General features: G+C 58.5%; 18 protein-coding genes. 12 read left to right on the forward strand and 6 right to left on the reverse strand.

What is annotated here, in order from left to right; genetic code table 11:
- The first annotated feature begins 3 nt into the window (after nt 1–3).
- The 4 genes from edd to BLR97_RS14385 are packed head-to-tail and all read left to right on the forward strand — an operon-like array spanning nt 4 to nt 4,738.
- Nucleotides 4–1,893, forward strand: a complete 1,890-nt coding sequence (gene edd / locus BLR97_RS14370; RefSeq protein ID WP_089707219.1) for a phosphogluconate dehydratase — start codon at nt 4–6, stop codon at nt 1,891–1,893.
- Nucleotides 1,893–2,858 (forward strand): glucokinase, encoded by a 966-nt coding sequence (gene glk / locus BLR97_RS14375; RefSeq protein WP_089707220.1) that lies wholly within the window; start codon nt 1,893–1,895, stop codon nt 2,856–2,858. Before edd ends, glk begins: the two co-directional genes overlap by 1 nt.
- Nucleotides 2,859–2,880: 22 nt before the next feature.
- Nucleotides 2,881–3,750 (forward strand): aldo/keto reductase, encoded by an 870-nt coding sequence (locus BLR97_RS14380; protein ID WP_089707221.1) that lies wholly within the window; start codon nt 2,881–2,883, stop codon nt 3,748–3,750.
- 43 nt (nt 3,751–3,793) lie between these two features.
- Nucleotides 3,794–4,738: a carbohydrate kinase family protein gene (locus BLR97_RS14385; RefSeq protein ID WP_089707222.1), complete on the forward strand. Its 945-nt coding sequence runs from the start codon at nt 3,794–3,796 to the stop codon at nt 4,736–4,738.
- 52 nt (nt 4,739–4,790) lie between these two features.
- Here BLR97_RS14385 and BLR97_RS14390 read toward each other — a convergent pair whose 3' ends face one another.
- On the reverse strand, nt 4,791–6,740 hold the full coding sequence (locus BLR97_RS14390; protein ID WP_089707223.1) for a winged helix-turn-helix domain-containing protein: 1,950 nt from the start codon (nt 6,738–6,740) through the stop codon (nt 4,791–4,793).
- A 223-nt stretch (nt 6,741–6,963) separates the two neighbouring features.
- Here BLR97_RS14390 and BLR97_RS14395 point away from each other — a divergent pair, with 223 nt between their 5' ends.
- The 7 genes from BLR97_RS14395 (at nt 6,964) to BLR97_RS14425 (ending at nt 12,913) form a co-directional block, all read left to right on the forward strand.
- Nucleotides 6,964–7,569: a DUF1326 domain-containing protein gene (locus BLR97_RS14395; RefSeq protein WP_089707224.1), complete on the forward strand. Its 606-nt coding sequence runs from the start codon at nt 6,964–6,966 to the stop codon at nt 7,567–7,569.
- 25 nt (nt 7,570–7,594) lie between these two features.
- Nucleotides 7,595–8,362: a DUF2182 domain-containing protein gene (locus BLR97_RS14400; protein ID WP_170833038.1), complete on the forward strand. Its 768-nt coding sequence runs from the start codon at nt 7,595–7,597 to the stop codon at nt 8,360–8,362.
- A 125-nt stretch (nt 8,363–8,487) separates the two neighbouring features.
- Nucleotides 8,488–9,207 (forward strand): FadR/GntR family transcriptional regulator, encoded by a 720-nt coding sequence (locus tag BLR97_RS14405; RefSeq protein WP_089707226.1) that lies wholly within the window; start codon nt 8,488–8,490, stop codon nt 9,205–9,207.
- Nucleotides 9,208–9,247: 40 nt separating this feature from the next.
- Nucleotides 9,248–10,396, forward strand: coding sequence for a galactonate dehydratase (gene dgoD, locus BLR97_RS14410; protein ID WP_089707227.1), 1,149 nt, complete (start codon nt 9,248–9,250; stop codon nt 10,394–10,396).
- Nucleotides 10,397–10,424: 28 nt separating this feature from the next.
- On the forward strand, nt 10,425–11,399 hold the full coding sequence (locus BLR97_RS14415) for a 2-dehydro-3-deoxygalactonokinase (protein ID WP_089707228.1): 975 nt from the start codon (nt 10,425–10,427) through the stop codon (nt 11,397–11,399).
- Nucleotides 11,400–11,423: 24 nt separating this feature from the next.
- Complete coding sequence (locus BLR97_RS14420) at nt 11,424–12,035, forward strand: 2-dehydro-3-deoxy-6-phosphogalactonate aldolase (RefSeq protein WP_089707229.1); 612 nt, start codon at nt 11,424–11,426, stop codon at nt 12,033–12,035.
- Nucleotides 12,032–12,913: an SMP-30/gluconolactonase/LRE family protein gene (locus BLR97_RS14425; protein ID WP_089707230.1), complete on the forward strand. Its 882-nt coding sequence runs from the start codon at nt 12,032–12,034 to the stop codon at nt 12,911–12,913. Before BLR97_RS14420 ends, BLR97_RS14425 begins: the two co-directional genes overlap by 4 nt.
- Nucleotides 12,914–13,025: 112 nt before the next feature.
- Here the strand turns inward: BLR97_RS14425 and BLR97_RS14430 are convergent, their stop codons facing one another.
- The 5 genes from BLR97_RS14430 to BLR97_RS14450 all read right to left on the reverse strand — a co-directional run bounded on the left by BLR97_RS14430 (nt 13,026) and on the right by BLR97_RS14450 (nt 19,785).
- Nucleotides 13,026–13,688 (reverse strand): bifunctional 4-hydroxy-2-oxoglutarate aldolase/2-dehydro-3-deoxy-phosphogluconate aldolase, encoded by a 663-nt coding sequence (locus BLR97_RS14430; RefSeq protein WP_089707231.1) that lies wholly within the window; start codon nt 13,686–13,688, stop codon nt 13,026–13,028.
- 39 nt (nt 13,689–13,727) lie between these two features.
- On the reverse strand, nt 13,728–14,393 hold the full coding sequence (gene pgl, locus BLR97_RS14435) for a 6-phosphogluconolactonase (RefSeq protein WP_089707232.1): 666 nt from the start codon (nt 14,391–14,393) through the stop codon (nt 13,728–13,730).
- Nucleotide 14,394: 1 nt separating this feature from the next.
- Nucleotides 14,395–15,900 (reverse strand): glucose-6-phosphate dehydrogenase, encoded by a 1,506-nt coding sequence (zwf, locus tag BLR97_RS14440; RefSeq protein WP_089707233.1) that lies wholly within the window; start codon nt 15,898–15,900, stop codon nt 14,395–14,397.
- A 440-nt stretch (nt 15,901–16,340) separates the two neighbouring features.
- Nucleotides 16,341–17,729 (reverse strand): group II intron reverse transcriptase/maturase, encoded by a 1,389-nt coding sequence (gene ltrA, locus BLR97_RS14445; RefSeq protein WP_089707234.1) that lies wholly within the window; start codon nt 17,727–17,729, stop codon nt 16,341–16,343.
- A gap of 547 nt (nt 17,730–18,276) precedes the next feature.
- Nucleotides 18,277–19,785 (reverse strand): carbohydrate porin, encoded by a 1,509-nt coding sequence (locus tag BLR97_RS14450; protein ID WP_089707235.1) that lies wholly within the window; start codon nt 19,783–19,785, stop codon nt 18,277–18,279.
- 440 nt (nt 19,786–20,225) lie between these two features.
- Here BLR97_RS14450 and BLR97_RS14455 point away from each other — a divergent pair, with 440 nt between their 5' ends.
- On the forward strand, nt 20,226–21,497 hold the full coding sequence (locus tag BLR97_RS14455; RefSeq protein ID WP_089707236.1) for an ABC transporter substrate-binding protein: 1,272 nt from the start codon (nt 20,226–20,228) through the stop codon (nt 21,495–21,497).
- Nucleotides 21,498–21,502: the final 5 nt, after the last annotated feature.

A 21,502-nucleotide genomic window follows, 5' to 3' on the forward strand; every position in this document is an offset into this window, starting at 1 on the left:
TCTATGCCGAGCTCAACATCCGCCACTTTAAATACGACCGTTGCCGAAGTTACCCAACGAATTCGTGAGCGCTCTGCCGAGCGGCGCGCGCTTTACGAGCGCCGCATGGCCGACCAGCACAAACGCGGTGTGCATCGCGGCGAGCTCTCCTGCGGTAACCTGGCCCACGGCTTTGCGGCCTGCAACCCGCAAGACAAAGATTCCCTCAAGCTGATGAACAGCGCCAATCTGGGGATCATTTCGGCCTACAACGACATGCTGTCGGCCCACCAGCCGTTCGAAACTTTCCCGGCCACTATCAAAGCCGCTGCCAGCGCGATGGGGTCAACGGCCCAGTTTGCCGGTGGCGTACCGGCGATGTGCGATGGCGTGACCCAAGGCCAGCCGGGGATGGAGCTGTCGCTGTTTTCCCGCGATGTGATTGCCATGGCCGCCGCCGTGGGCCTTTCCCACAACATGTTTGACGCTGCGCTGTACTTGGGCGTGTGCGATAAGATTATCCCCGGGCTGTTTATCAGCGCCGCACGCTTTGGCCACCTGCCCGCGATGTTTGTGCCGGCTGGCCCCATGCCCAGCGGCCTGCCCAACAAGGAAAAGGCCCGCATCCGCCAGCTGTATGCCGAAGGCAAGGTCGGCCGCGATGCGCTGCTGGAAGCGGAGTCCGAGTCTTATCACAGCCCTGGCACCTGCACCTTCTACGGCACCGCCAACTCCAACCAGTTGATGATGGAAGTGATGGGCCTGCACTTGCCAGGCACCTCGTTCGTCAATCCCGGCACCGAAATGCGCGAAGCCCTGACCCGCTACGCCACCGAGCAGGCTATTCGCAATACCGAGCCCGGCGGCGATTACCGCCCGTTTTACAAGCAGATCGATGAGCGTGCGATCGTCAACGCGGTCGTCGGGCTGCTGGCCTCCGGCGGCTCCACCAACCATACCATGCACTTGATCGCCATGGCGGCGGCGGCGGGCATCACCCTCAACTGGGATGACTTCACCGACCTGTCGGCGGTCACGCCTAGCCTGATGCGCGTTTACCCCAACGGCCAGGCGGATATTAACCATTTCCAGGCAGCAGGCGGCATGAGCTTCCTGTTCCGCGAGCTGCTGGGCGCTGGCCTGCTGCACGGCGATATTCCCACCGTGTTCGGCACCGACCTGACCGCCTACACCCAGGAGCCCTTCCTGGAAGACGGCAAAGTGGTATGGCACGAAGGCCCCGAGAAAAGCCTCGACGAAGCCGTGCTAAGCACCGTCGCCAACCCCTTTGCTCCCACAGGCGGCCTTACGGTCATGAAAGGCAACCTGGGCCGCGGCGTGATCAAGGTCTCGGCGGTCACCGAAGAACACCGCATCGTCGAAGCGCCGGTGAAGATTTTCGAAGACCAGAACGAAATGAAGGCCGCTTTCGAATCCGGCGACCTGGATCGCGACGTAATCGTAGTCGTGCGCTTCCAGGGCCCCAAGGCCAACGGCATGCCGGAGCTGCACAAGCTGACGCCGTACCTGGGCGTTTTGCAGGATCGTGGCTATAAAGTAGCGCTGGTCACCGATGGCCGCATGTCGGGCGCCTCGGGCAAGGTACCGGCTTCTATCCACATGAGCCCAGAAGCCCTGGACGGCGGCCCGCTGGCCAAACTGCGCGATGGCGATATCGTCCGCCTGGACGCCAACGCCGGCACCCTCAACGCCAAGGTAGACCCTGTCACCTGGGGCCAGCGTGAACTGGCCATCGGCAATCTTGACCACTATCACGTTGGCCTGGGTCGCGAGCTGTTCTCTGGCTTCCGCCACCTGGCCATGCGCGGCGAAGAAGGCGCCGGGGTGTTCGGTGGTTTTGAGGCCGACGACCTGGCCCGCCAGGAAGGACAGATCTTCGAAGAGGATGCTTGATGCGACCGGCCTTAATCGGCGATATCGGCGGGACCAATGCACGCCTGGCGCTGGTGACGCCGGGCAACATCACGCCGCACGATATTATCAACCTGCCCTGCGCGAACTACCCAGGCGTTATTGAGGCGATCCAGGACTACCTGAGCCGGGTGGGCGCAACGGGCGACAACGCCCCTCGCGAGGCCTGCCTGGCATTTGCCTGCCCGGTTCACGCCGAGCGGGTCAAGATGACCAACAACCACTGGGACTTCTTGAAAAGCGAGGTTCGGGAAACGCTCAACCTTTCGCTGTTCAAGATCGTCAACGACTTCACCGCCCAGGCGTTGGGCGTGCCCCACGTCACCGCGGATGATCTGGTAGAAGTACAGCCCGGAGAGGGCCAGGCCCACTCCACGCGGCTAGTGATTGGCCCCGGCACGGGGCTTGGCGTGGCCGGGGTGTTCCCTGGTCAACACGCCTGGATTCCCTTGTCCACCGAGGGTGGCCATGTGACATTCGCGCCCACCGACGACACCGAGCGCGCGCTGCTGGATGTGTTTTTACAGCGACACAAGCGGGTAAGTGTCGAACGCATTCTATGCGGCCAGGGGCTGCTGGAGTTGTATCAGGCGCACTGCACACTGAACGACCAAGCGCCCCGCTATACCACGCCAGCAGAGGTCACCCAGGCTGCTAACGATGGCGACTCAACCGCCGCCACCACGCTGCTGCGGTTCTTGAAAATCCTCGGCGATGTGTGTGGCGACGCCACGTTAACTATGGGTGCTCGCGGCGGGGTTTACCTGTGCGGCGGTATTTTACCGCGCCTGCTGGATTGGCTGCCGAAAAGCCAGATGCGCGACAGCTTCGTCAACAAGGGCCGCATGGGCGCCTACAACGCCGATATTCCCGTTTGGGTGGTTACCCACCCGTGGACGGGACTGCTGGGCGCCGCCGAAGCGCTGCATAACGAAGAAGTTTTTTAAGCCAACCGACAGGATTCTCCTTATGCCCACGTTAACGTTCGACGTGCCGTTTGTACTGGGTATGATGCGCCTGCACGAAACCCCACAGATGCACCAACCCGATCACCTGGCCGACTGGATCGAAGCGCGCATCGAGCAAGGTCTGCACTGGTTTGACCACGCCGATATTTACGGCAACGGTGACGGCGAGACACTGTTTGGACAGGCGCTGCGTGCTCGCCCCGCGCTTGCCAAACGGCTTAACGTGGTCACCAAGGCCAGCATTGCCAACGATAACCCAGCTCCGGGTTCGGGCAAGGTGAAGCACTATAACGCCAGCCCGGATTATCTAGGTCGTGCCATTGACGACGCGCTAAGTCGTTTAAGCGTTGAGCGCATCGATCACTTCCTGATTCACCGCCCTGACCTTCTCATGGACGCCGAGGCCACCGGCCGCGCCCTGGATGACGCCATTGCGGCGGGCAAGATTGGCGCGGCCGGGGTTTCCAACCACCTGCCCAGCCAGTGGCGCCGCCTGCAAAGCGCCATGCATCAGCCGCTGCGCGCCAACCAGATCGAGCTATCCATCGCCCACAGCACGCCGCTGTTCGATGGCAGCTTCGACGATCTATGCTTAGACAACCATGCGCCGATGGCGTGGTCTCCGCTCGCGGGCGGCAGGCTGCTACAGGGCGAGGTCAATAACGTGCTCAAACGGCTGGCCAACGAGCACGCCAGCACTCCAGGCGCTGTGGCGCTGGCCTGGCTACGCAGCCTACCTCATCGGCCAGTGCCAGTGGTCGGCAGTGTGAAACCCGAGCGCATTGCGGATATGCTCGACGGCCCTGACACGCTACCCAGAGAAGCCTGGTACGAGTTGCTGGAAGCAACCCGCGGCCACTGCGTCGCGTAAGCTCGCTTCTAAACATCAATTCAATAATGACAAGGAATCGATGATGACCCCGATGATTGCCTTTGGTGAAGCCCTGGTCGATATGCTATCGAGCCGACTGGGTGACGATTCAGGCCCCGAAACCTTCACGCCTTACGCAGGCGGCGCGCCCGCTAACGTCGCCGTTGCCTGTGCACGACTGAACGTGCCTAGCCAGTTCTTAGGCATGGTGGGTGACGACACCTTTGGGCATTTTATAATCCGCGAACTGCAACACCACGGCGTGGACACTAGCGGCGTGGTGCTTACCCAAGAAGCGCGCACGGCGCTGGCCTTTGTATCCAGAGACAGCGCCGGCGAGCGTACCTTTGACTTTTATCGCCCACCCGCCGCTGATTTGCTCTATCGGTTGGAACACCTGCCCCAAGGGGTCTTTGAGAACCCTGCTATTCTGCACCTGTGCAGTAACAGCTTGACCGACCCAGAGATCGCCGAGGTTACCCTGGCCATGGCTAACATGGCTAAGCGCGCAGGCTGCCTGGTCAGTGTGGATGCCAATCTGCGCCATAACCTTTGGCCAGGCGATGAAGCGGATGCCAGCTTGGTCACGCAGTTGCTGGACGGCGCTGAGCTACTCAAGCTCTCCCAGGAAGAGCTCGACTACTTACGCGCCGATCATCCTGCAGAATCCTGGCTTTCAGAACGGCTGGCAGCAGGAGTTAAGGTTATTTTGATTACTGACGGCCCTAACGATGTTTTGCTCAAAGGTGTCGGCATCGACCAGCGCATTGCGCCACCACAAGTAGCAGCAGTCGATACCACCGCCGGGGGCGATGCGTTTATCGGCGGCCTGCTGGCCGAACTTTCACGCCACGGTATCGATGAAGGCTGGCATCAAGACCCTGACTTTCTCACCCACGCGGTGGAGATCGCCTGTCGCTGCGGTGCTCACGCAGTGACTCGCCCAGGTGCCTATGCTGCGCTGCCAACACCCGCTGATATTGTCTAACCGATAACAACGCAACACATGCCCTTATCTGCAATGCGTGTGGGGTAGCTCGTCACCGCAGGCGATAACCCACACCTGTCAACGTTTCGACCCGTGCAGACTGGCTGCCAAGCTTGCGGCGCAAGGTGCGCACCACGGCGTCAACCACATTGCTGCCTCCCTGATAATGAGTGCCCCAAACATGCTGTAAAAGCTCACGACGGGACACCGCCTTGCCTTGGTGCTCAACCAGGTACCGCATGACGCCGAATTCTAAGGGCGTCAGCGCAACGCGGCCTCCTGCCAACGTCAGTTGCCGGGCTTCGACATCTAGCAAGCTGGGATCCCGCTTGATTCCCAGCTCTGCCGCTGCGAGATCCGACAGCCAGCCATCTACGGATGCTGGCCCAAAATCGAGCACCGCACTCGGATAGCTGAAGCCATCCAGCTCTACTTCCCACCCAGCAAGCACTTCAAACCCCAGGCGCTGCGCCACTTGTCGGTAAGCCCCAAGATCGGTCGCTGTTAGATAGACCCGCCGAAGCCCAGGGCGCAGCTCCATGTAGCTACGCTTGAGATCCAGCCAAATAGCCGCCTGTATTTCACTGGGTGAATCGCCTTCCTCAAGGCTCAGCCAACGACGACAAAATAGCGCTACCTCGCCTGACCGCATAGGCGCCTGCTCAAGGTGTGCACACCACTGAGCGGTCACGGGGTCACTGCGCAACCAACTGGACTCAACCTGATCGGAACGCAGTTTGCAGTACAGTCCTTCCACCTGCCCCGTCCGCCCTCGCACGATGGAAAAGGCCTGCGGCAAGCACCGCCACCATTGCAACAACAAATCGCCGGCCTGACGTCCATCATGGGCGCGCACAATCCCGGTAAGTGCTTCACCGTCTTGAGGCTGTGCTGCTTCCACCGTATGAAGCGCTGTAACGGTTGGAAAAAACGCCTCACGAACCACCGGGTTCTCAATCAGGTAGAGCATGTCCGCTGTGTAGCGCCATAGATCGTCGCTGGCGGCGGATTGCGACTCGCTGACCAACTGTCGCCAGGCCGACCGGCGGTAGTCCAGATAGCGGCTAGGGTCGCTTGCATGCAAGGAGCGGGCGAGCGGATCACGAACGGCCTCGTGGATAATCAGCCCGTCATGAACGCCATCCACAAATGGCAATCTGCGCAGTCGCTCGTAGGCATCTTGAGGAGCAAGTTCTGGAAACAGTGATTGCAACAGTGAAACCGTCACCCGGCGCAGCACCACGGCTCCCTGCAGCACATGTCGGCTCACCGGGTCGTCCACATCGGCAAGAAACATACGGCTGAGTTCATCAACCGCATGCTGAAGCACCGTTTCTTGCGGCCAGCAACGGGCGTGATTTTCCCGACTGGCCGTGGCCGCCAGCTTCAGCGCCAACGGATGGCCATGGGCGGCCCTGGCAAGGGATTCCGACTCCTCTTCTGGTATGCCATGCAAGCTGAGCAGCGATTGTGACTCCGTCGGGCTTAAAGGCTGTACCGGCACGCACTGGACTAAGCGGCCCCAACCAGGCGCCGAAAACCAAACATCCAGAGGCCGCTGACGACTGAAAAAAACGATGCGCACATTGTCCGGCAACAACGGGACAAATACCTGCCGCAGCCAGGTATCGAGTAGCCTGAACACTTCGTAGGTGTCAAGAGCGAGCAGAACCGTGGGGCCAAGCTGGCTCAATCGCTCCACGAGCGTATCCACACCCGAACCACCACCTCCTACGGCGCCTCCCAGCGCATGAAGAAACCCTGTCTCCGTGGGTTCTATGTGGCGGCAATCCAGCCGGATGACGCTAGCTCCTGCGTCCCTTGCCTCGACCGCCAACATGTCCATCAATGCCGTTTTACCGATGCCGGCAATACCGTAGACATGCGCCACTTGGGGCCCTGCTCTCGCAAGCAAGCCACGAAGGATATCAAGCTCACTATTGCGACCAACAAAAGTCTGATAGGCCCGGCTGGTCGACAAATCCGACATCCATTGCCACATCGCTGGTCTCTCTAAGTGTTCAGGCCTAGCTGATACCTGTGTTCAGCATAGCTTCAAACACCACCCGAGACAGTGCCCGCACTCTAGGCAAAGACATTCAGGCGCAATTCTCATGTAATTCTCATCAGTTCCTCACACTTGGCAGGCGATTCAGAGCTATAACAAAAGCGACCCGACGAGGGATACGACAACAGACATCCAATGACGTAAGGAGGAACTCGACATGAGTCATCAATGGAGCATGCAGGGTGAATATCTCGAAAGCTGCAATTGCAAAGGTGCTTGCCCCTGCATCTACCTCGGCAATCCTACCGAGGGCGAATGCACCGCCCTGGTAGGCTGGCACATCACAAAGGGCCAGTTCGAAGACGTGGATCTCAGCGATAGAAATGTGGCTGTCGCCCTTCACTCCCCCGGCCCCATGGCCGAGGGCAACTGGAAAGTCGTGCTTTATATCGACCAGCGGGCAGACGAGCCCCAACAGGAAGCACTCAGCAGCATATTCGGCGGCCAGGCCGGCGGTCACCCGGCGCTGTTGGCATCATTCATTGGTGAGGTGCTCGCGGTAGAGTACCTGCCCATCCAGTTTGAAATGGAACAGGGGCGTCGACACCTGAAACTTGGCCAATCCGCCGAAACGGAAATCAACGCCTTGGAAGGCCAGAACGGAACGGAGGTGACTATCCGCAATCATCCGTTCGCGGTGGCGCCGGGCGAGACCTTGGTGGTGGCAAAGTCGCAGTCGTTGCTATACCGTTCTTACGGCATCGACTTTGATCTCAGCGAACGCACCGCTTATTACTCACCCTTTGCTTATAGCGGGTCTTGAGAGGGTATCGGCTATGGAACTGACGATGAGCACCCTGCATGCACGGGAGCGCTTACTAACCTGGTTGGCGCTGATGAGCTTGGCGATACTGGCGTGGGGCTACCTGATTATGCACGGCATGCACGAGCCAATGTCGATGAATGGCAATATGGCAGAGCCCAGCGACGGCAGCCTGAGCTTACTGGTCACGGCCACCCTGATGTGGAGCGTGATGATGGTGGCCATGATGCTACCCAGCGCGAGCCCCATGATACTTAGCTTTCTTAAGATTCATCAGCAGCGCGATCGCAAGCTAAGCGCAAGCCGGAACACTTGGCTCTTCGTGGCAGGTTACCTTGCCGTTTGGCTCACGTTTGCGGTGATAGCCGCCGTCATACAGTGGGCTTTGCAGCAGGGTGCTCTGCTCAGTTCATCCATGGGACACGTAACGCCACTGCTGGGAGGCGCCTTGCTAATGACCGCAGGCGCTTTCCAGTTCAGCGGTCTTAAACAGGCCTGCCTGAGCAAATGCCGTTCACCGCTAAGCTTTCTGATGACCGAGTGGCGTGAGGGGAAAAGCGGAGCGTTGATCATGGGTATTCGCCATGGCGCCTACTGCACCGGCTGTTGCTGGGCCTTGATGCTGCTGATGTTCGTTGGCGGCGTTATGAGCTTGGTCTGGATGGCGGGGCTAGCTGTTTATTTCCTCGCAGAGAAGCTGCTTCCTCAGGCAGAAAAGATTAGCCGGATTTCCGGGATCCTGTTTGCTGTGGTTGGTATCGTCATTTTGCTTACACAAAGCACATCGTTTTAAGCAGCAGCCCTCTACTCTGTAGTATCTCTACTCTTTTAAATCGTACTTATGTCTAGAATGGCTCGCTTGTCTAAATGTCAGACATTTACTAGTATAGAGCGCATAACATTCGATAAGTGACCTGTATGACGCTGGAGACCCTACCGCGCCACAAGGGCGGCGCCGATGAATTAGCCCGCTTGCTTGCACGAGCGCTACTCGCGGGCCACTGGCAGCCGGGTGACGCCTTTCCCAAAGAACTGGACATTGGCAAGCATTTCGACGTCAGCCGTAACCAGGTGCGCAACGCATTAACCAGCTTAACGTCGACGGGGCTTTTAGACCGCACCGCAGGGCGCGGCACGTACGTCCGTAAAATGAGCGACTGGCACTTGCTGGATCCGCTGATGAGCCAATGGATGACCGGGCTTACCAACCTCGACCCGCAGTTGATTCGCGCCATCTATGCGTTTCGATTTTCTGCCGAACCAGTCGTCGCAGGCCTGGCAGCCCAGGCCGCCGACGAGGACGATATCGCCCGGCTAGAAGCGGCCTTTGGGGGTATGCAGAAAACCGCGAAACCGCCCACCGCCCGAGGCCAACACGCTGAGTACGACGTGATGTTTCACGACGCGACTTACCAAGCCAGCCACAATTTGGTCTGGCGGCAAATGGGCCACTTGTTACGCCCTTCGATCATGGCTCTAATCCACGGCTCACAGCACCGCACCGATACGTTTGATGACAGCCTGACGCGACACCGCCTTGTACTGGATGCCATTGTGCGCCGAGACTCCGAAGCAGCCGCGTATGCGGCGCGAGAAGTGCTTCGGCGTACCGCTGTTGACCTGGGCATTGTCGGTTAAATTGATTCGCAACTTTTTCGTCTTATTAAGGATGCTACCTATGAAAATTACCCGACTAAAAACCTGGCAGGTACCACCCCGTTGGCTGTTTCTCAAAATTGAAACCGACGAGGGCTGCTACGGCTGGGGCGAGCCGGTTATCGAAGGCCGCGCAGCGACCGTCGAGGCCGCCGTTCACGAGCTTTCGGACTATTTGATTGGCCAGGATCCGCACCGTATCGAGCATCTCTGGAACACCCTGTATCGCGCCGGATTCTATCGTGGCGGGCCAATTCTGATGAGCGCCATTGCCGGTATTGATCAGGCCCTGTGGGATTTAAAAGGACGCGATTTGGGCGTGCCCGTGCACCAGCTATTGGGCGGCGCGGTACGCGACAAAATGCGCATGTACGCCTGGACCGGCGGCGACCGGCCAAGCGACGTGGGCGCAGGCGCTAAAGCCCTGGTCGACGAAGGCTTTACCGCGTTCAAAATGAACGGCACCCCGGAGCTGCAAATCGTCGACTCCCACCGCAAAATTGACGAAGCGGTTGCCCGCGTGGCCGAAGCCCGCGACGCGGTTGGCCCAGACGTGGGGATCGGCATCGATTTTCACGGCCGTGTTCACCGGCCTATGGCCAAAGCGCTGCTGCGTGAGCTGGAACCCTTCCACCCGATGTTCGTGGAGGAGCCCGTCGCCCCCGAACACCTGCCCTGTCTGAAAGACATCGCCGGCGGCCTTGGCTACCCATTAGCCACCGGCGAGCGTTTGCACACCCGGTTTGAGTTCCGCGACCTGCTGGCCGACGGCATGATCGACATTATTCAACCTGATATTTCCCACTGCGGCGGCATCAGCGAAGGCCTCAAAATCGCCGCGCTGGCTTCAGCTTATGATGTCGCCCTTGCGCCCCACTGCCCGCTAGGCCCGCTGACGTTAGCCGCCTCCCTCCAGTTGGACGCGGTAAGCCACAATGCGTTTATCCAAGAGCAGAGCATGGGCATTCACTATAACCAGGGCAACGATGTGCTGGACTACTTAGTCGATAAATCAGCGCTCTCGATTGAGGACGGGTTCTGCGCCATCCCACAGGGACCAGGACTTGGCGTCGAGATCGACGAAGCCTATGTTGAAGAGCGCGCCAAAATCGGCCACCGCTGGCGCAACCCCGTTTGGACCCACGAAGATGGTTCGATTGCCGAATGGTGAGCCATACCATCAACCGGGAGACCTCCCTATGAGTGCGGGTGTAAGTGAAGTAACAAGCAAGCTAGCCTGGATTGCAGTGGACTGGGGCTCCAGCAACCTGCGTGCCTGGGCGATGGATGATCAAGGCAAGGTGCTGGCCAGCGCGTCGAGCCAGCGCGGCATGCTGTCGCTCGCGCCCGCCGAGTACGAGGCCGAACTGCAGCAGGTGATTGACGACTGGCTGCCCTCGACAGGCCAGATTCCCGTATTAATATGCGGCATGGCTGGGGCACGCCAGGGCTGGCAGGAAGCCGCCTACCTGACAACGCCCACGCGTCTCGATCAGCTTTCGCGCGGAGCGGTTTTGCCGCCGGTTAGTGACGCGCGACTGAAAGTCTATCTGTTGCCCGGTTTAAGCCAGACCAGCAGCACGGCGACGCACTTTGATGTGATGCGCGGCGAAGAAACCCAACTGGCGGGGCTGCTGGCCGATGCGCCAGGCTTTAGCGGTCTGGTTTGCTTGCCCGGCACCCACGCCAAGTGGGCCCGGTTAACTGATGGAACCGTCACTGAGTTTTCGACCTACTTAACCGGCGAGCTGTATCAACTACTCGCCCAGCAGTCGGTACTAAAACACTCCGTGGGTCAGGATGATTTGCAACACGACGCTTGTCGTCAGGCCTTTACCGATGCGGTGACGACCACTTACCAGGCTCCCGAACACTTCAGCCAACGACTATTCGGCGTGCGCGCCCAGGACTTGCTGGATAACACCTTACCCAGCGGTAGTGCGCGCAGTGCAGTTCTTGCCGCGCACCTTTCCGGCATGACGATTGGCCTGGAGCTGGCCGACGCATGCCGCGACCTGTCGCGTGGGGAAGCTGTTACGCTAATTGGCAATGAATTGCTCAGCGCCCGCTACGCTCTCGCCTTGCACACCCTGGGAATTGATTCCCATCGCGTTGATGGCGACACGGCCGTCTTGGCCGGACTAACGCTCGCTTACCAACATACGACGCTTTAAGGCCCCTATTTTAAGGAGAGGGATATGACGCTACCTTTAATTGGCATTTTACGCGGGGTCACCCCCGATGACGTGGTGGCCGTGGCCGAGACCTTGCTGGACGCGGGCATCACGCACATTGAGGTGCCGCTCAACTCTCCCGACCCGCTCACCAGCATTCAGCGGTTGGCGGAGACCTTTGGCGAGCGGGCTGTGATTGGCGCGGGAACGGTGTTGACTATCAACCAAGTGCGCGATGTCCACGCCGCCGGCGGGCGCTTAATTGTCTCGCCCAACTGCCGTACGGCGGTGATTGAAGAAACACACCGTTTAGCCATGCAAAGCTGGCCCGGCATCGTGACCCCTTCTGAGGCATTTGACGCCCTGGACGCGGGCGCCACGGGACTTAAGCTATTTCCCGCGGTTCAGGTGGGCATTGCAGGCATGAAGGCGGTTCGCACCGTTCTGCCCAAGGGCACGTTACTCTACGCGGTAGGCGGCATAGGGATAGATAACTTTGGCGCTTGGCGAGCCGCTGGGATCGATGGTGCGGGCTTGGGTAGCGCACTTTACCAGCCAGGCCAAACCCCTGAGCAAGTGGGTGACCAGGCCCGAGCGCTGGTTGACGCTTGGCAGAAAGCCGGAGGTCAATCATGAAGGCTGGACACATCGCGACGCTCGCCGTCGACTGCCGCTGCGAGCTAGGCGAAGGCCCCCAGTGGCAAGCCAAAAGCCAACGCCTTTACTGGTGCGATATTTTAAGCAAACGCCTACACTGGCTGTCCCCTGCTAACGGCGAGCAAGGCCAGTACACGCTTGATCAAATGGTGTCACTCGCTACGCCGCTGGTGGATGGCCGTTTACTGCTGGTGGGCGAACGCAGCCTGAGCATCTTCGACCCAACCACCCAGAGCCAGGCGCATTTTGCCGATTTCGAGGTCGACAACCCGATCACCCGCAGTAACGATGCCCGCGTGGATCGTCACGGTAGTTTATGGCTTTCGACCATGGGCAAACGCGCCGAGCCCGGCGCAGGCAGCCTATACCGCCTGCATAACGGCGAGCTCACCCAACTGCGCAGCGGGCTAACCATCCCTAACGCGATTTGCTTCTCACCCGCAGGCGACGCGGCTTATTTTACCGATACGCCAACCGGCATTGTGATGCGCTGGCCGCTGGATAGCCAAGGATGGCCGCAAGGTGAGCCGCAGCCCTGGGCAGATTTTTCGAAAGCGCCCGGCAACCCGGACGGCGCGGTAGTCGACAGTGAAGGCTGCTTGTGGCTCGCCCTCTGGGGCGCGGGTCAAGTGGTACGGCTAAACCACGACGGCCAAGTAACCGACGAAGTAAAGCTGCCAGTAAGCCAACCCTCCTGCCCGGTGTTTGCCGGCGATAACTTGGCGCAGCTTTACATCACTACCGCGCAAGAGGGATTTAGTGCTGAACAACGCCGCGAACAGCCTCAGGCGGGGGGCTTGTTCGTCGCCGACTGCGGCGTTCGTGGTCTGGCCGATCCGCTGTTACGCCTTGAATAGCGCGAGCAATATAAAAAAGCCCCGGACAATGTCCGGGACAACTCACTTACTCAAACAATCGGGTATCTGAGTGGTAAGTGGCGAGCGTGCTCATTACCGCTTACTCCACGCGTTAGTGATGAAAGCGCTCGGCGGCTTGGCGGGCCAGTTCTCGGATGCCATCCCAATCTTCCGCCTCGACCATTGCCTTCGGGGTCACCCATGAACCGCCCACACACATCACGTTGGGCAGTGAAAGGTAGTCTTCAGCGTTGTCGACGGTGATACCACCCGTAGGGCAGAAACGCGCTTCTGGAATGGGTGCGCCAAACGCTTTGAGTGCCTTCGCCCCGCCGCTGGATTCCGCCGGGAAGAACTTAAACCGGCGGTAGCCGTACTGCCAACCGGTCATCAGTTCCGAAATGGTCGATACGCCAGGCAGCATCGGTACCGGGCTTTCTACCCCGTAGCGGTAAAGCGCCTCGGTGGCACCGGGCGTCACCACGAAATCAGCGCCTACCTGCTCGGCTTGGCGATACTGCGCTGGGGTTAACACGGTGCCCACACCGATGCTCGCCCCCGGCAGTGCTTCACGCATGCGCTTGATGGCTTCCAGCGCGCAGTCTGTACGCAGGGTAATTTCCAGCACTGTTAGGCCGCCTTCAACCAACGCGCGGCCAAGCGGTACAGCGTCTTCCAGGCGGTCAATGGTGATCACCGGAATCACTTCGGCTTTAAGGCAAATACTGTCTAGCTCTGCGGTGCGCGTTGACGGCAACTGTTTATCAATGGTCATGAGTGAGTCTCCAAGCTAATTATTATCGGCGAAAAACGCTTATGGCGCCCAGTAAATCGCCAAAGGACAGGATAAAAAGGCGCGGATGGGCAGTTGACGCACATCATCCCCATTCAGTGCGTTGGCCAATACCGCACGCTTATCGTCGCCGGTGATATGTAGAATATGGCGGTGTGCCTGGTGCAAGCGATCCGCCGAGAAGGTGATACGTGGCTGCGGCTGGCTGGGGGTTCGCACGGCGACTAGCGGCTCGTCGGTGGCAAGCGCCAAACCAAGTTCTTGGCTGTCGGGAAATAGCGACGCCGTATGGCCATCGCCACCCATGCCCAAAATCACCACACTTGCTGGCCATGCCAGTGATTCCGCTCGTTTTGCCACTTCGTCGACACCCTCTTCAGGGGTAGTGGCCTCACAAGTTAACGGTATAAAATTGGCGTCTACCGCCTTGTCTATTAGCAAGTGTTCACGTACCAGCTTAGCGTTGCTGTCGCTGCTCTGCTCGTCCACCCAGCGTTCGTCTGCCAGGGTAATATCCACCCGTTCCCAGGGTAGCGCCTTGGCCGCCAGCGCTTCAAAAAACGGCACGGGTGTTGAGCCACCGGAGACCACTAGCAAGGCACGCGCTTGGCGGCTTAGGTCTTCGCTCAATGCCTGGAAGACCGCTTCGGCAAGCTGCTCGGCGAGTTGCTTACGTGCTTCACTCATATTAATAATCCTCGTACCAGCTGCGACCGTCTTGGGTAATCATAGCAATTGAGGCAACCGGCCCCCAGGAACCCGCCGGATAGCGACGCGGCGGCGTTTCCCGCGCGTTCCAGCCGTCGATCAACTGGTCGCACCAGCGCCAGGCGTGCTCCACCTCATCGCGGCGCACGAACAAATACTGCTGGCCTTTCATGACTTCCAATAACAGGCGCTCATAAGCATCGGGAATACGCGATTTAGGAAACGCATTGTTGAAATCCAAATGCAGCGGGCCAGGGCGCAGGCGCATGCCTTTGTCTAGGCCGCTATCCTTGGTCAATACCTGAAGTGCGATCCCTTCTTCCGGCTGCAAGCGAATAATCAGCTTGTTGGCGGCGATGCCGCGCTGGTCGGGGTCAAAGATATAGTGCGGCTGCTGACGGAAGTGAATGACGATTTGCGACAGTTTCTCCGGCATCCGCTTGCCGGTACGCAGGTAGAACGGCACCCCTGCCCAGCGCCAATTGGCGACTTCCGTTTTCATGGCCACGAAGGTTTCGGTCTGGCTCTCAGTGTTCGCGCCCTCTTCTTCCAAATATCCGGGCACTTGCTGGCCATCGCTGGTGCCCGCCATATACTGGCCGCGCACCACGTCTCTGCCCAAGGCCTCGCCGGTAAAAGGCTTCAAGGCTTTCAGCACTTTTACCTTTTCATCGCGAATGGCATCGGCATCTAAGTTGGAAGGCGGATCCATGGCAATCAGGCAAAGCAACTGCAGCAGGTGGTTTTGCACCATATCGCGTAGCTGGCCGGCCTCGTCGAAGTAGCCCCAGCGCCCTTCTATCCCGACTTTTTCCGCCACGGTGATTTCCACGTGGGAGATATGATTTTGATTCCACTGCGTGCCGAACAACGGATTGGCAAAGCGCAGCGCAATCAGGTTCTGAACGGTTTCTTTACCAAGGTAGTGGTCAATACGGTATATCCGCGACTCGGGGAAGACATCACCTATGGCATCATTAATTTCTTCAGATGACGCTAGATCAAATCCAATGGGCTTTTCAACCACCACCCGCGTGGCGTCATCCAAGCTGCCGCTGGCCTGCAGGTTGCGGCAAATATCGCCGTAAATTTTTGCACCGACGGATAAATAAACCACCATGGGCCGCGGTGAGCCCTCGCGCCATTGGCGAACAGCATCAAAACCTTCAAAGCTGGTAAAATCAAGCTTTAGATAATCAAGTCGGTTTAAAAAGCGCGTTAAGCTTTCTTTATCTTGCTCATCTTTTTTAAGACGCTTCTGCAGCGCGCTGTTAACTAACTGACGGAATTCCGCTACGTCGTGCTCATGGCGTGCCAGCCCCAAAATACGCGTGCTTTCCGGCATTAGCCCTTCGCGGTCTAGATGGTAGAGCGCCGGGAATAGCTTGCGCATGGCCAGGTCGCCCAGCGCACCAAATAGAGCGAGGTCGATGGCGTTTTGAAGGTCGCCCAACGGGGCACCTTGTGAAGCAGGTGACGGGCTCATCTCAGCTCCCATTAGTAGTTAGATTACCTAAAATCTATCTGAAAAAGGCCATTATACGCAATATTGCGTGTAATTTTACTACAAAAACTCCCCAGACGTTACCTGTATCGCCGTCGCGTCGGTAACCACAACCGGGGCATCCACTATGATGCAATACATCGACACGGGTTCACGCCTTAATTAACTTCTGCCCTCCACGCGAAGGTTACAAGGCCAGTACTGGTTTTCAAGGCGATCATTTACGATCTGAATGGACAAACACCAACGTCAAGCAGGCACGCCAAGCCGATTACCAACAACAATACAGTGGGTTGACGCAGTAATTCACAACAGCCTCACCGTATACTTTCAGCAGGCAGCGACTCATCATCGAGTAGGAAGGGGAGTTGCCTCCCCTGTCCTCTCACACCACCGGGCATACGGTTCCGTACCACGGCGGTTCATGAAGAACGTTTAAGCCGTCTTACCGTATCAAGTACCGAGATCAGACCCTGGTCGTAAAACCACTTTCTCGACAGGGCTTGGTTCATGTGCGAGGCCCCGGCGTTCCACCAGGGGCCTCGCCCATTACCCGCCGATTTCCAAGCACGGTATGCGTCTAGACCCAGCCCTCGAAGTTTCCGGTGCCGAGTCTTTGAACGCTTCCATTGCCGCCAGACCAGGCCGCGTAAGCGACGACGTATCCACTGATCCAAGGCTGCCAGCGGACGCTTCACGTCAACGTGGTCGAAGTAGTTGGCCCAACCCCGCAGGATGGGCTTTAACTCTTTGATCACTTGCTGGAGGTGACGTCCTCTGCCACGCGCTAGCACCTGACGAACACGCTGCATCATGCGCTTCAGACTTGTCTTGGCCAGTGTCAGCTTCAGTTGCTTGTGCCAAGTAAGACGGTAGCCTAAATAGTCGCGTTTCCATGGCCGATCCACCGCACTTTTCGTGCGGTTGACCGTCAGCCGAAGTGAGCTCTCGAGATACTCACTCAGGCTTTCCATGACACGCTCGCCTGCTCGCTGACTTTTGACATACACCTGTACGTCATCGGCGTAGCGGCAGAACCGATGGCCTCGGCGTTCCAGCTCCTTGTCCATGTCGTCCAGCAGGATGTTCGCCAGTAGCGGGCTGAGCGGCCCGCCTTGGGGCGTCCCCTGCCGCCTCGCCATGGGCAAGCCGTGCTGGAACATGCCCGCCTCCAGATAGCGGCGGATCAGACGCAACACGCGCTTGTCGTCAACGCGCCGCGCGACCCGGGCCATCAGCAGGTCGTGGTTCACTCGGTCGAAGAAGGCTTCCAGATCAAGGTCGACCACCCAACGGTGGCCGGCGGTGACGTGGGCCTTCATGGCCGAGACGGCCTGCTTAGCGCTGCGCTTAGGGCGGTAACCGTAACTCGACTCGGAGAAGGTCGGGTCGAAGATCGGCATGAGCACTTGTGACAGCGCCTGCTGGAGCAGTCGGTCGGTGACCGTGGGTATTCCGAGCTGCCGCACGCCGCCTTTAGGCTTGGGGATCGTGGCGGCTCGGATCGGGCTGGGGTGATACTCGTCGGCCAATAGCCGCTCGCGCAGCGTTGGCCAGTACTGTTTTAGGTGGCCCGCTAACTGATGCACCGTCATGCCGTCGACACCCGGTACCCCTTTGTTGGCAACCACCTTACGGTAAGCCCGCTGCATGTTCTCCGGGTCAATGACCCGCTCCATGAGCGAGGCTGACTCCGCTTTCGTCCACGATAACGACGCCGGGGTCGTCTCGACGCTCACCGGCTGGGACTCAGGGTACTGCCCCTGACCCTCTGGGTGAGTGACGGTATTAGCGTCAGCTTCTGTCTTCATGATCGATCCTCGAGACGTTATCGCCTACTCGCGGTTCTTCGTGTTCGGCCCTTGGTGCCGTGGTGAACCGGCACTTACTATGGCCTCTGCTGACGTCTGGTGATCCCTCCCGTCGCCTCTCGACGCCGGTAGCACTGTGGCAGACCACCAGACCTCCCAGGGTAAGACGCGCGACCTTCCCGCTTATGCCTGTCGGATATACGTCATGGCGTTCCGTGCAAGTATTGGGCTTTGGTGATTCGTGCCACCTTACCCCGCCATGACGCCTCATATCCGCTTCCTGTTCGTCAGGCCAGCGTTTTGCCTCGGGCTGCCTTCGGATTCCCTCTCGCGAGGGACACCCTTGCCGTCAGCTAGCACTTCCCCTTGCCGGGCGTGCAGGGGACTTTCACCCCCAAGTCATCCTGGGGCACCACCCCCAGGAACAGCGCCAGTCAAGGCGCTGCGCGCCATGCCTGGCGCACCACAAAAAAGCCCGCGAGGCATCGCGGGCAAACAGAAACGGAGAAACAATAAGCGGCCTAGCGTTCATGCTAGGCCTGCTAGCTTAGAACCACACTTCACTTTGTAAGCCGAAGCTCCACTGGCCACCGGTAAAGCCGTCGCTTCCCAGCGAGCTAGCGCCGTAGTCGTTGAGCTCTTCGTCCCAATCGCTAAAGGTGGTGAACAGACGAATTTCCGGACGCTTCCAGAAGCCACCCACCTCGGGCTTAAAGGTGGGTGCGACGGTGAATTTGCTAAACCCACCGTCTACCGCGTTGCGCCCGCTGTAGCCTTGAGGATCAAGATCCATCCATTGATAGCTAGCTTCGTACTGCATTTCAAAGTTTTGCGTTAACTCATTGGCTAAGCGAACGTTAAGCGTTGCCCAGTCGTATGCGTCTCCTTGCGCGTAACGATCTTCGCTGGTTTCAGCCAATACAGCAGGCGCCACACGCCATTTGGGGGCGAGATAGGTGGTGCCGTAAAGCGCTAAACGTGTTGAGGCAGCATCGTCGGTTAAATCCCCGTTAGCCCCGATATTTTTGGTCTCGGCACCCAGGCCTTGGCCGTGAATGACCGCCGCTTTATAGTTGCCCTCGCCCATTCCAAAGAAGCTGTCGCCGTGATAGGCCACCATGGTGTGGAAACCATTTTCGGCAGCTTCTTGCCCAGCACCGATATCGCGGGTGTCGTTATCGGCGGCGGACAGGCCGTTCACCATCCACTGCCAGTTACCGAAGTAGTTATTGGAGGTCAGGATCAGGTTGTCGGTATCGCCCTCAAGACCAGGGTCTTCACTGTTGACGACGTCAAAGTCGGCAAAGCTACGGCCATAAACCGAAAGGTTCGACTTCCAGTTATCGGCCAACTGCATGTCATAGATACCACCACCGGTACCGGCGAGGAAAACCACATCGCTATCCAGCCAGTGGATATCGAAGTTATCTCGGTCAAAGCGCTTACCGGCCCAGATAGAGGCGTTTTCAAACGCGCCGGTAAAGCTCGGTAAGTCACTGAATTCAGCAAACACCTGACGGACGTTAATATCGGATTCGCCGCCCGTCCAATCGTTGCTGGATGTCGTGCCATCAGCAATCATAGTGCGATATAGCGCTTTGGCGCCGTTATCAAAGCGCATACGGTAGTTGAAGATCGCTTCCGCGTAGGTATCGGGTTCATTACCCAAACGGCCGACGGCTCCACCTTCGCCACCTGCCGGTGTCAGATAAGGGCCTCCGTTTTCGCTTTTTCCATCCTCGCCGATCAACAACCCCGAACGCGCATAGACGTTGAAGGAGAAGCCTTCTTCCCCATTTGTATGGCGCTCTACGCGGGCCAAGCGTTCTTCAATCTCAGCATCGCTTTCAACCTCGACCACTTCACGATGCTGTTGTTCGGCTTGAGCGGCGCGCTGCTCGGCGGCATCGGCCCGTTGCTCAGCGGCGATAATCCGCGCTTCCAATTCCGCGAGTCGTTCTTCCATCGTTGCATCGGCCATAGCCGCACCGCTAACGCCCAAGCTGACGGCGGCAATGGCAATTGCCAGCGGCGTTTTAAAAGTCATCTTATCCATTGTTTTATACCCTGTTGTTGTTCGACGCCCTGCTATCACCGCTTATGGATAGGCCGTTACCTGAATAAACGCCCGCATCGTCCGCGTATTTGCGCCATTGCGGATGCCCGTTGAAGCGGTAGAGCTTGTCTCGATTGTTGTTGAATGCGTTGATCCTTAAAAATTAGTAAAGCAACCAACCTTGCTTAATTATTTAAAAGGACGACCAAAACTTAATCGATTAAGCCTATGTAAACCAACAACCAATTGCGAATTATCGACCAATGTCTAAATAGGGCGGGATGCTTTCGCACAAACTGAATGAACCATTAGACAAAAGTCTCTATTGAACTTGAGTGCTTGAGGCGGCTAACTGAGCGCACCAACTTAATCGTTTAAGTTAACAAGCATTGCTACGCAACGAAGCAACATCCGACAACAACAAACACCGAGGAATCACCATGAAAAAGACACTGCTGACAACTGCAATCGCCCTCGCCAGCGCTGCCGGTGGCATAAGCCAAGCCCAAGCGGCTGAATTAACCATTTCATGCGGTGCCGTGGGTGCCGAGCTAACGCTTTGCGAAGAAGGTGTCGCCGCGTGGGAGGACAAAACCGGCCACGACGTCGATGTGGTATCGACACCTAATTCGTCTACCGAGCGGCTCTCGCTCTACCAGCAAATTTTGTCTGCCAACTCAGGCGATATCGACGTCATGCAAATTGACGTCGTCTGGCCGGGGCTTCTCGCCAATCACCTACTCGACCTGCGTGAAGTGCTGGGGGAAGACGTCGCCGAGGGCCATTTCGAGACCATCGTGACCAACAACACTATCGACGACCGCCTGGTGGCCATGCCGTGGTTTACCGACGCGGGCGTGCTGTATTACCGCGAAGACCTGCTCGAAAAACACGGCTTTGACGTGCCGACCACCTGGCAAGCACTGACCGAGACCGCCCGGAAGATCAAACAGGCCGAGCGCGACGCAGGTAACGATCGCATGCAAGGTTATGTCTTCCAGGGGCGTGCCTACGAAGGCTTGACGGTAAATGCCCTCGAATGGGTGGCGAGCCACGGTGGCGGCAACATCGTCGAGGCTAACGGCGAAATCACCATTAACAACGAACAGGCCGCCGAAGCGCTTGACCTAGCCGCCTCGTGGATTGGCGATATATCGCCCAAAGGCGTGCTGAACTATACCGAGGAAGAAGCACGCGGCGTTTTCCAAGGCGGTAACGCGGTCTTCATGCGCAACTGGCCTTACGCCTGGGCGCTGGCACAGAGCGACAATAGCGATGTCCGCGACAAAGTCGGCGTGACTCAGTTGCCGGCGGGCGGCGACGAAGGACAAAGCGCCGCCGGGCTAGGGGGCTGGAACCTGGCCGTATCACGCTATAGCGAAAAACCTGAACTGGCGGCTGACCTGGTGGCCTTCCTCACCGGCGAAGAAGAGCAAAAGCGTCGCGCGATTGAGGCCTCTTACAATCCCACCCTCGACGCGCTCTACCAGGATGAAGAGGTGTTAGACGCCGTACCGTTCTTCGGCACGCTTTATGACACCTTCACCAACGCGGTGGCACGCCCCTCTGCGCCGACCGGCGATGCCTATGGCCGGGTAAGCAACGCCTTCTTCAGCGCCACCCACGATGTGCTGTCGGGCACCCTAGAGGGCGCGCAGGCTGTTGAAGACCTTGAAAACGAGCTTATTCGTTTGAAGCGTCGTAACTGGTAACACTG

The sequence above is a fragment of the Vreelandella arcis genome (assembly GCF_900103865.1).
In the GTDB taxonomy this organism is placed as follows: domain Bacteria; phylum Pseudomonadota; class Gammaproteobacteria; order Pseudomonadales; family Halomonadaceae; genus Vreelandella; species Vreelandella arcis.

What these genes read in the sequence shown, in the direction of transcription:
- edd (WP_089707219.1), top strand. Translation starts at nt 4, where the DNA reads ATGCCGAGCTCAACATCCGCCACTTTAAATACGACCGTTGCCGAAGTT.
- glk (WP_089707220.1), top strand. Translation starts at nt 1,893, where the DNA reads ATGCGACCGGCCTTAATCGGCGATATCGGCGGGACCAATGCACGCCTG.
- BLR97_RS14380 (WP_089707221.1), top strand. Translation starts at nt 2,881, where the DNA reads ATGCCCACGTTAACGTTCGACGTGCCGTTTGTACTGGGTATGATGCGC.
- BLR97_RS14385 (WP_089707222.1), top strand. Translation starts at nt 3,794, where the DNA reads ATGACCCCGATGATTGCCTTTGGTGAAGCCCTGGTCGATATGCTATCG.
- BLR97_RS14390 (WP_089707223.1), bottom strand. Translation starts at nt 6,740, where the DNA reads ATGTGGCAATGGATGTCGGATTTGTCGACCAGCCGGGCCTATCAGACT.
- BLR97_RS14395 (WP_089707224.1), top strand. Translation starts at nt 6,964, where the DNA reads ATGAGTCATCAATGGAGCATGCAGGGTGAATATCTCGAAAGCTGCAAT.
- BLR97_RS14400 (WP_170833038.1), top strand. Translation starts at nt 7,595, where the DNA reads ATGAGCACCCTGCATGCACGGGAGCGCTTACTAACCTGGTTGGCGCTG.
- BLR97_RS14405 (WP_089707226.1), top strand. Translation starts at nt 8,488, where the DNA reads ATGACGCTGGAGACCCTACCGCGCCACAAGGGCGGCGCCGATGAATTA.
- dgoD (WP_089707227.1), top strand. Translation starts at nt 9,248, where the DNA reads ATGAAAATTACCCGACTAAAAACCTGGCAGGTACCACCCCGTTGGCTG.
- BLR97_RS14415 (WP_089707228.1), top strand. Translation starts at nt 10,425, where the DNA reads ATGAGTGCGGGTGTAAGTGAAGTAACAAGCAAGCTAGCCTGGATTGCA.
- BLR97_RS14420 (WP_089707229.1), top strand. Translation starts at nt 11,424, where the DNA reads ATGACGCTACCTTTAATTGGCATTTTACGCGGGGTCACCCCCGATGAC.
- BLR97_RS14425 (WP_089707230.1), top strand. Translation starts at nt 12,032, where the DNA reads ATGAAGGCTGGACACATCGCGACGCTCGCCGTCGACTGCCGCTGCGAG.
- BLR97_RS14430 (WP_089707231.1), bottom strand. Translation starts at nt 13,688, where the DNA reads ATGACCATTGATAAACAGTTGCCGTCAACGCGCACCGCAGAGCTAGAC.
- pgl (WP_089707232.1), bottom strand. Translation starts at nt 14,393, where the DNA reads ATGAGTGAAGCACGTAAGCAACTCGCCGAGCAGCTTGCCGAAGCGGTC.
- zwf (WP_089707233.1), bottom strand. Translation starts at nt 15,900, where the DNA reads ATGAGCCCGTCACCTGCTTCACAAGGTGCCCCGTTGGGCGACCTTCAA.
- ltrA (WP_089707234.1), bottom strand. Translation starts at nt 17,729, where the DNA reads ATGAAGACAGAAGCTGACGCTAATACCGTCACTCACCCAGAGGGTCAG.
- BLR97_RS14450 (WP_089707235.1), bottom strand. Translation starts at nt 19,785, where the DNA reads ATGGATAAGATGACTTTTAAAACGCCGCTGGCAATTGCCATTGCCGCC.
- BLR97_RS14455 (WP_089707236.1), top strand. Translation starts at nt 20,226, where the DNA reads ATGAAAAAGACACTGCTGACAACTGCAATCGCCCTCGCCAGCGCTGCC.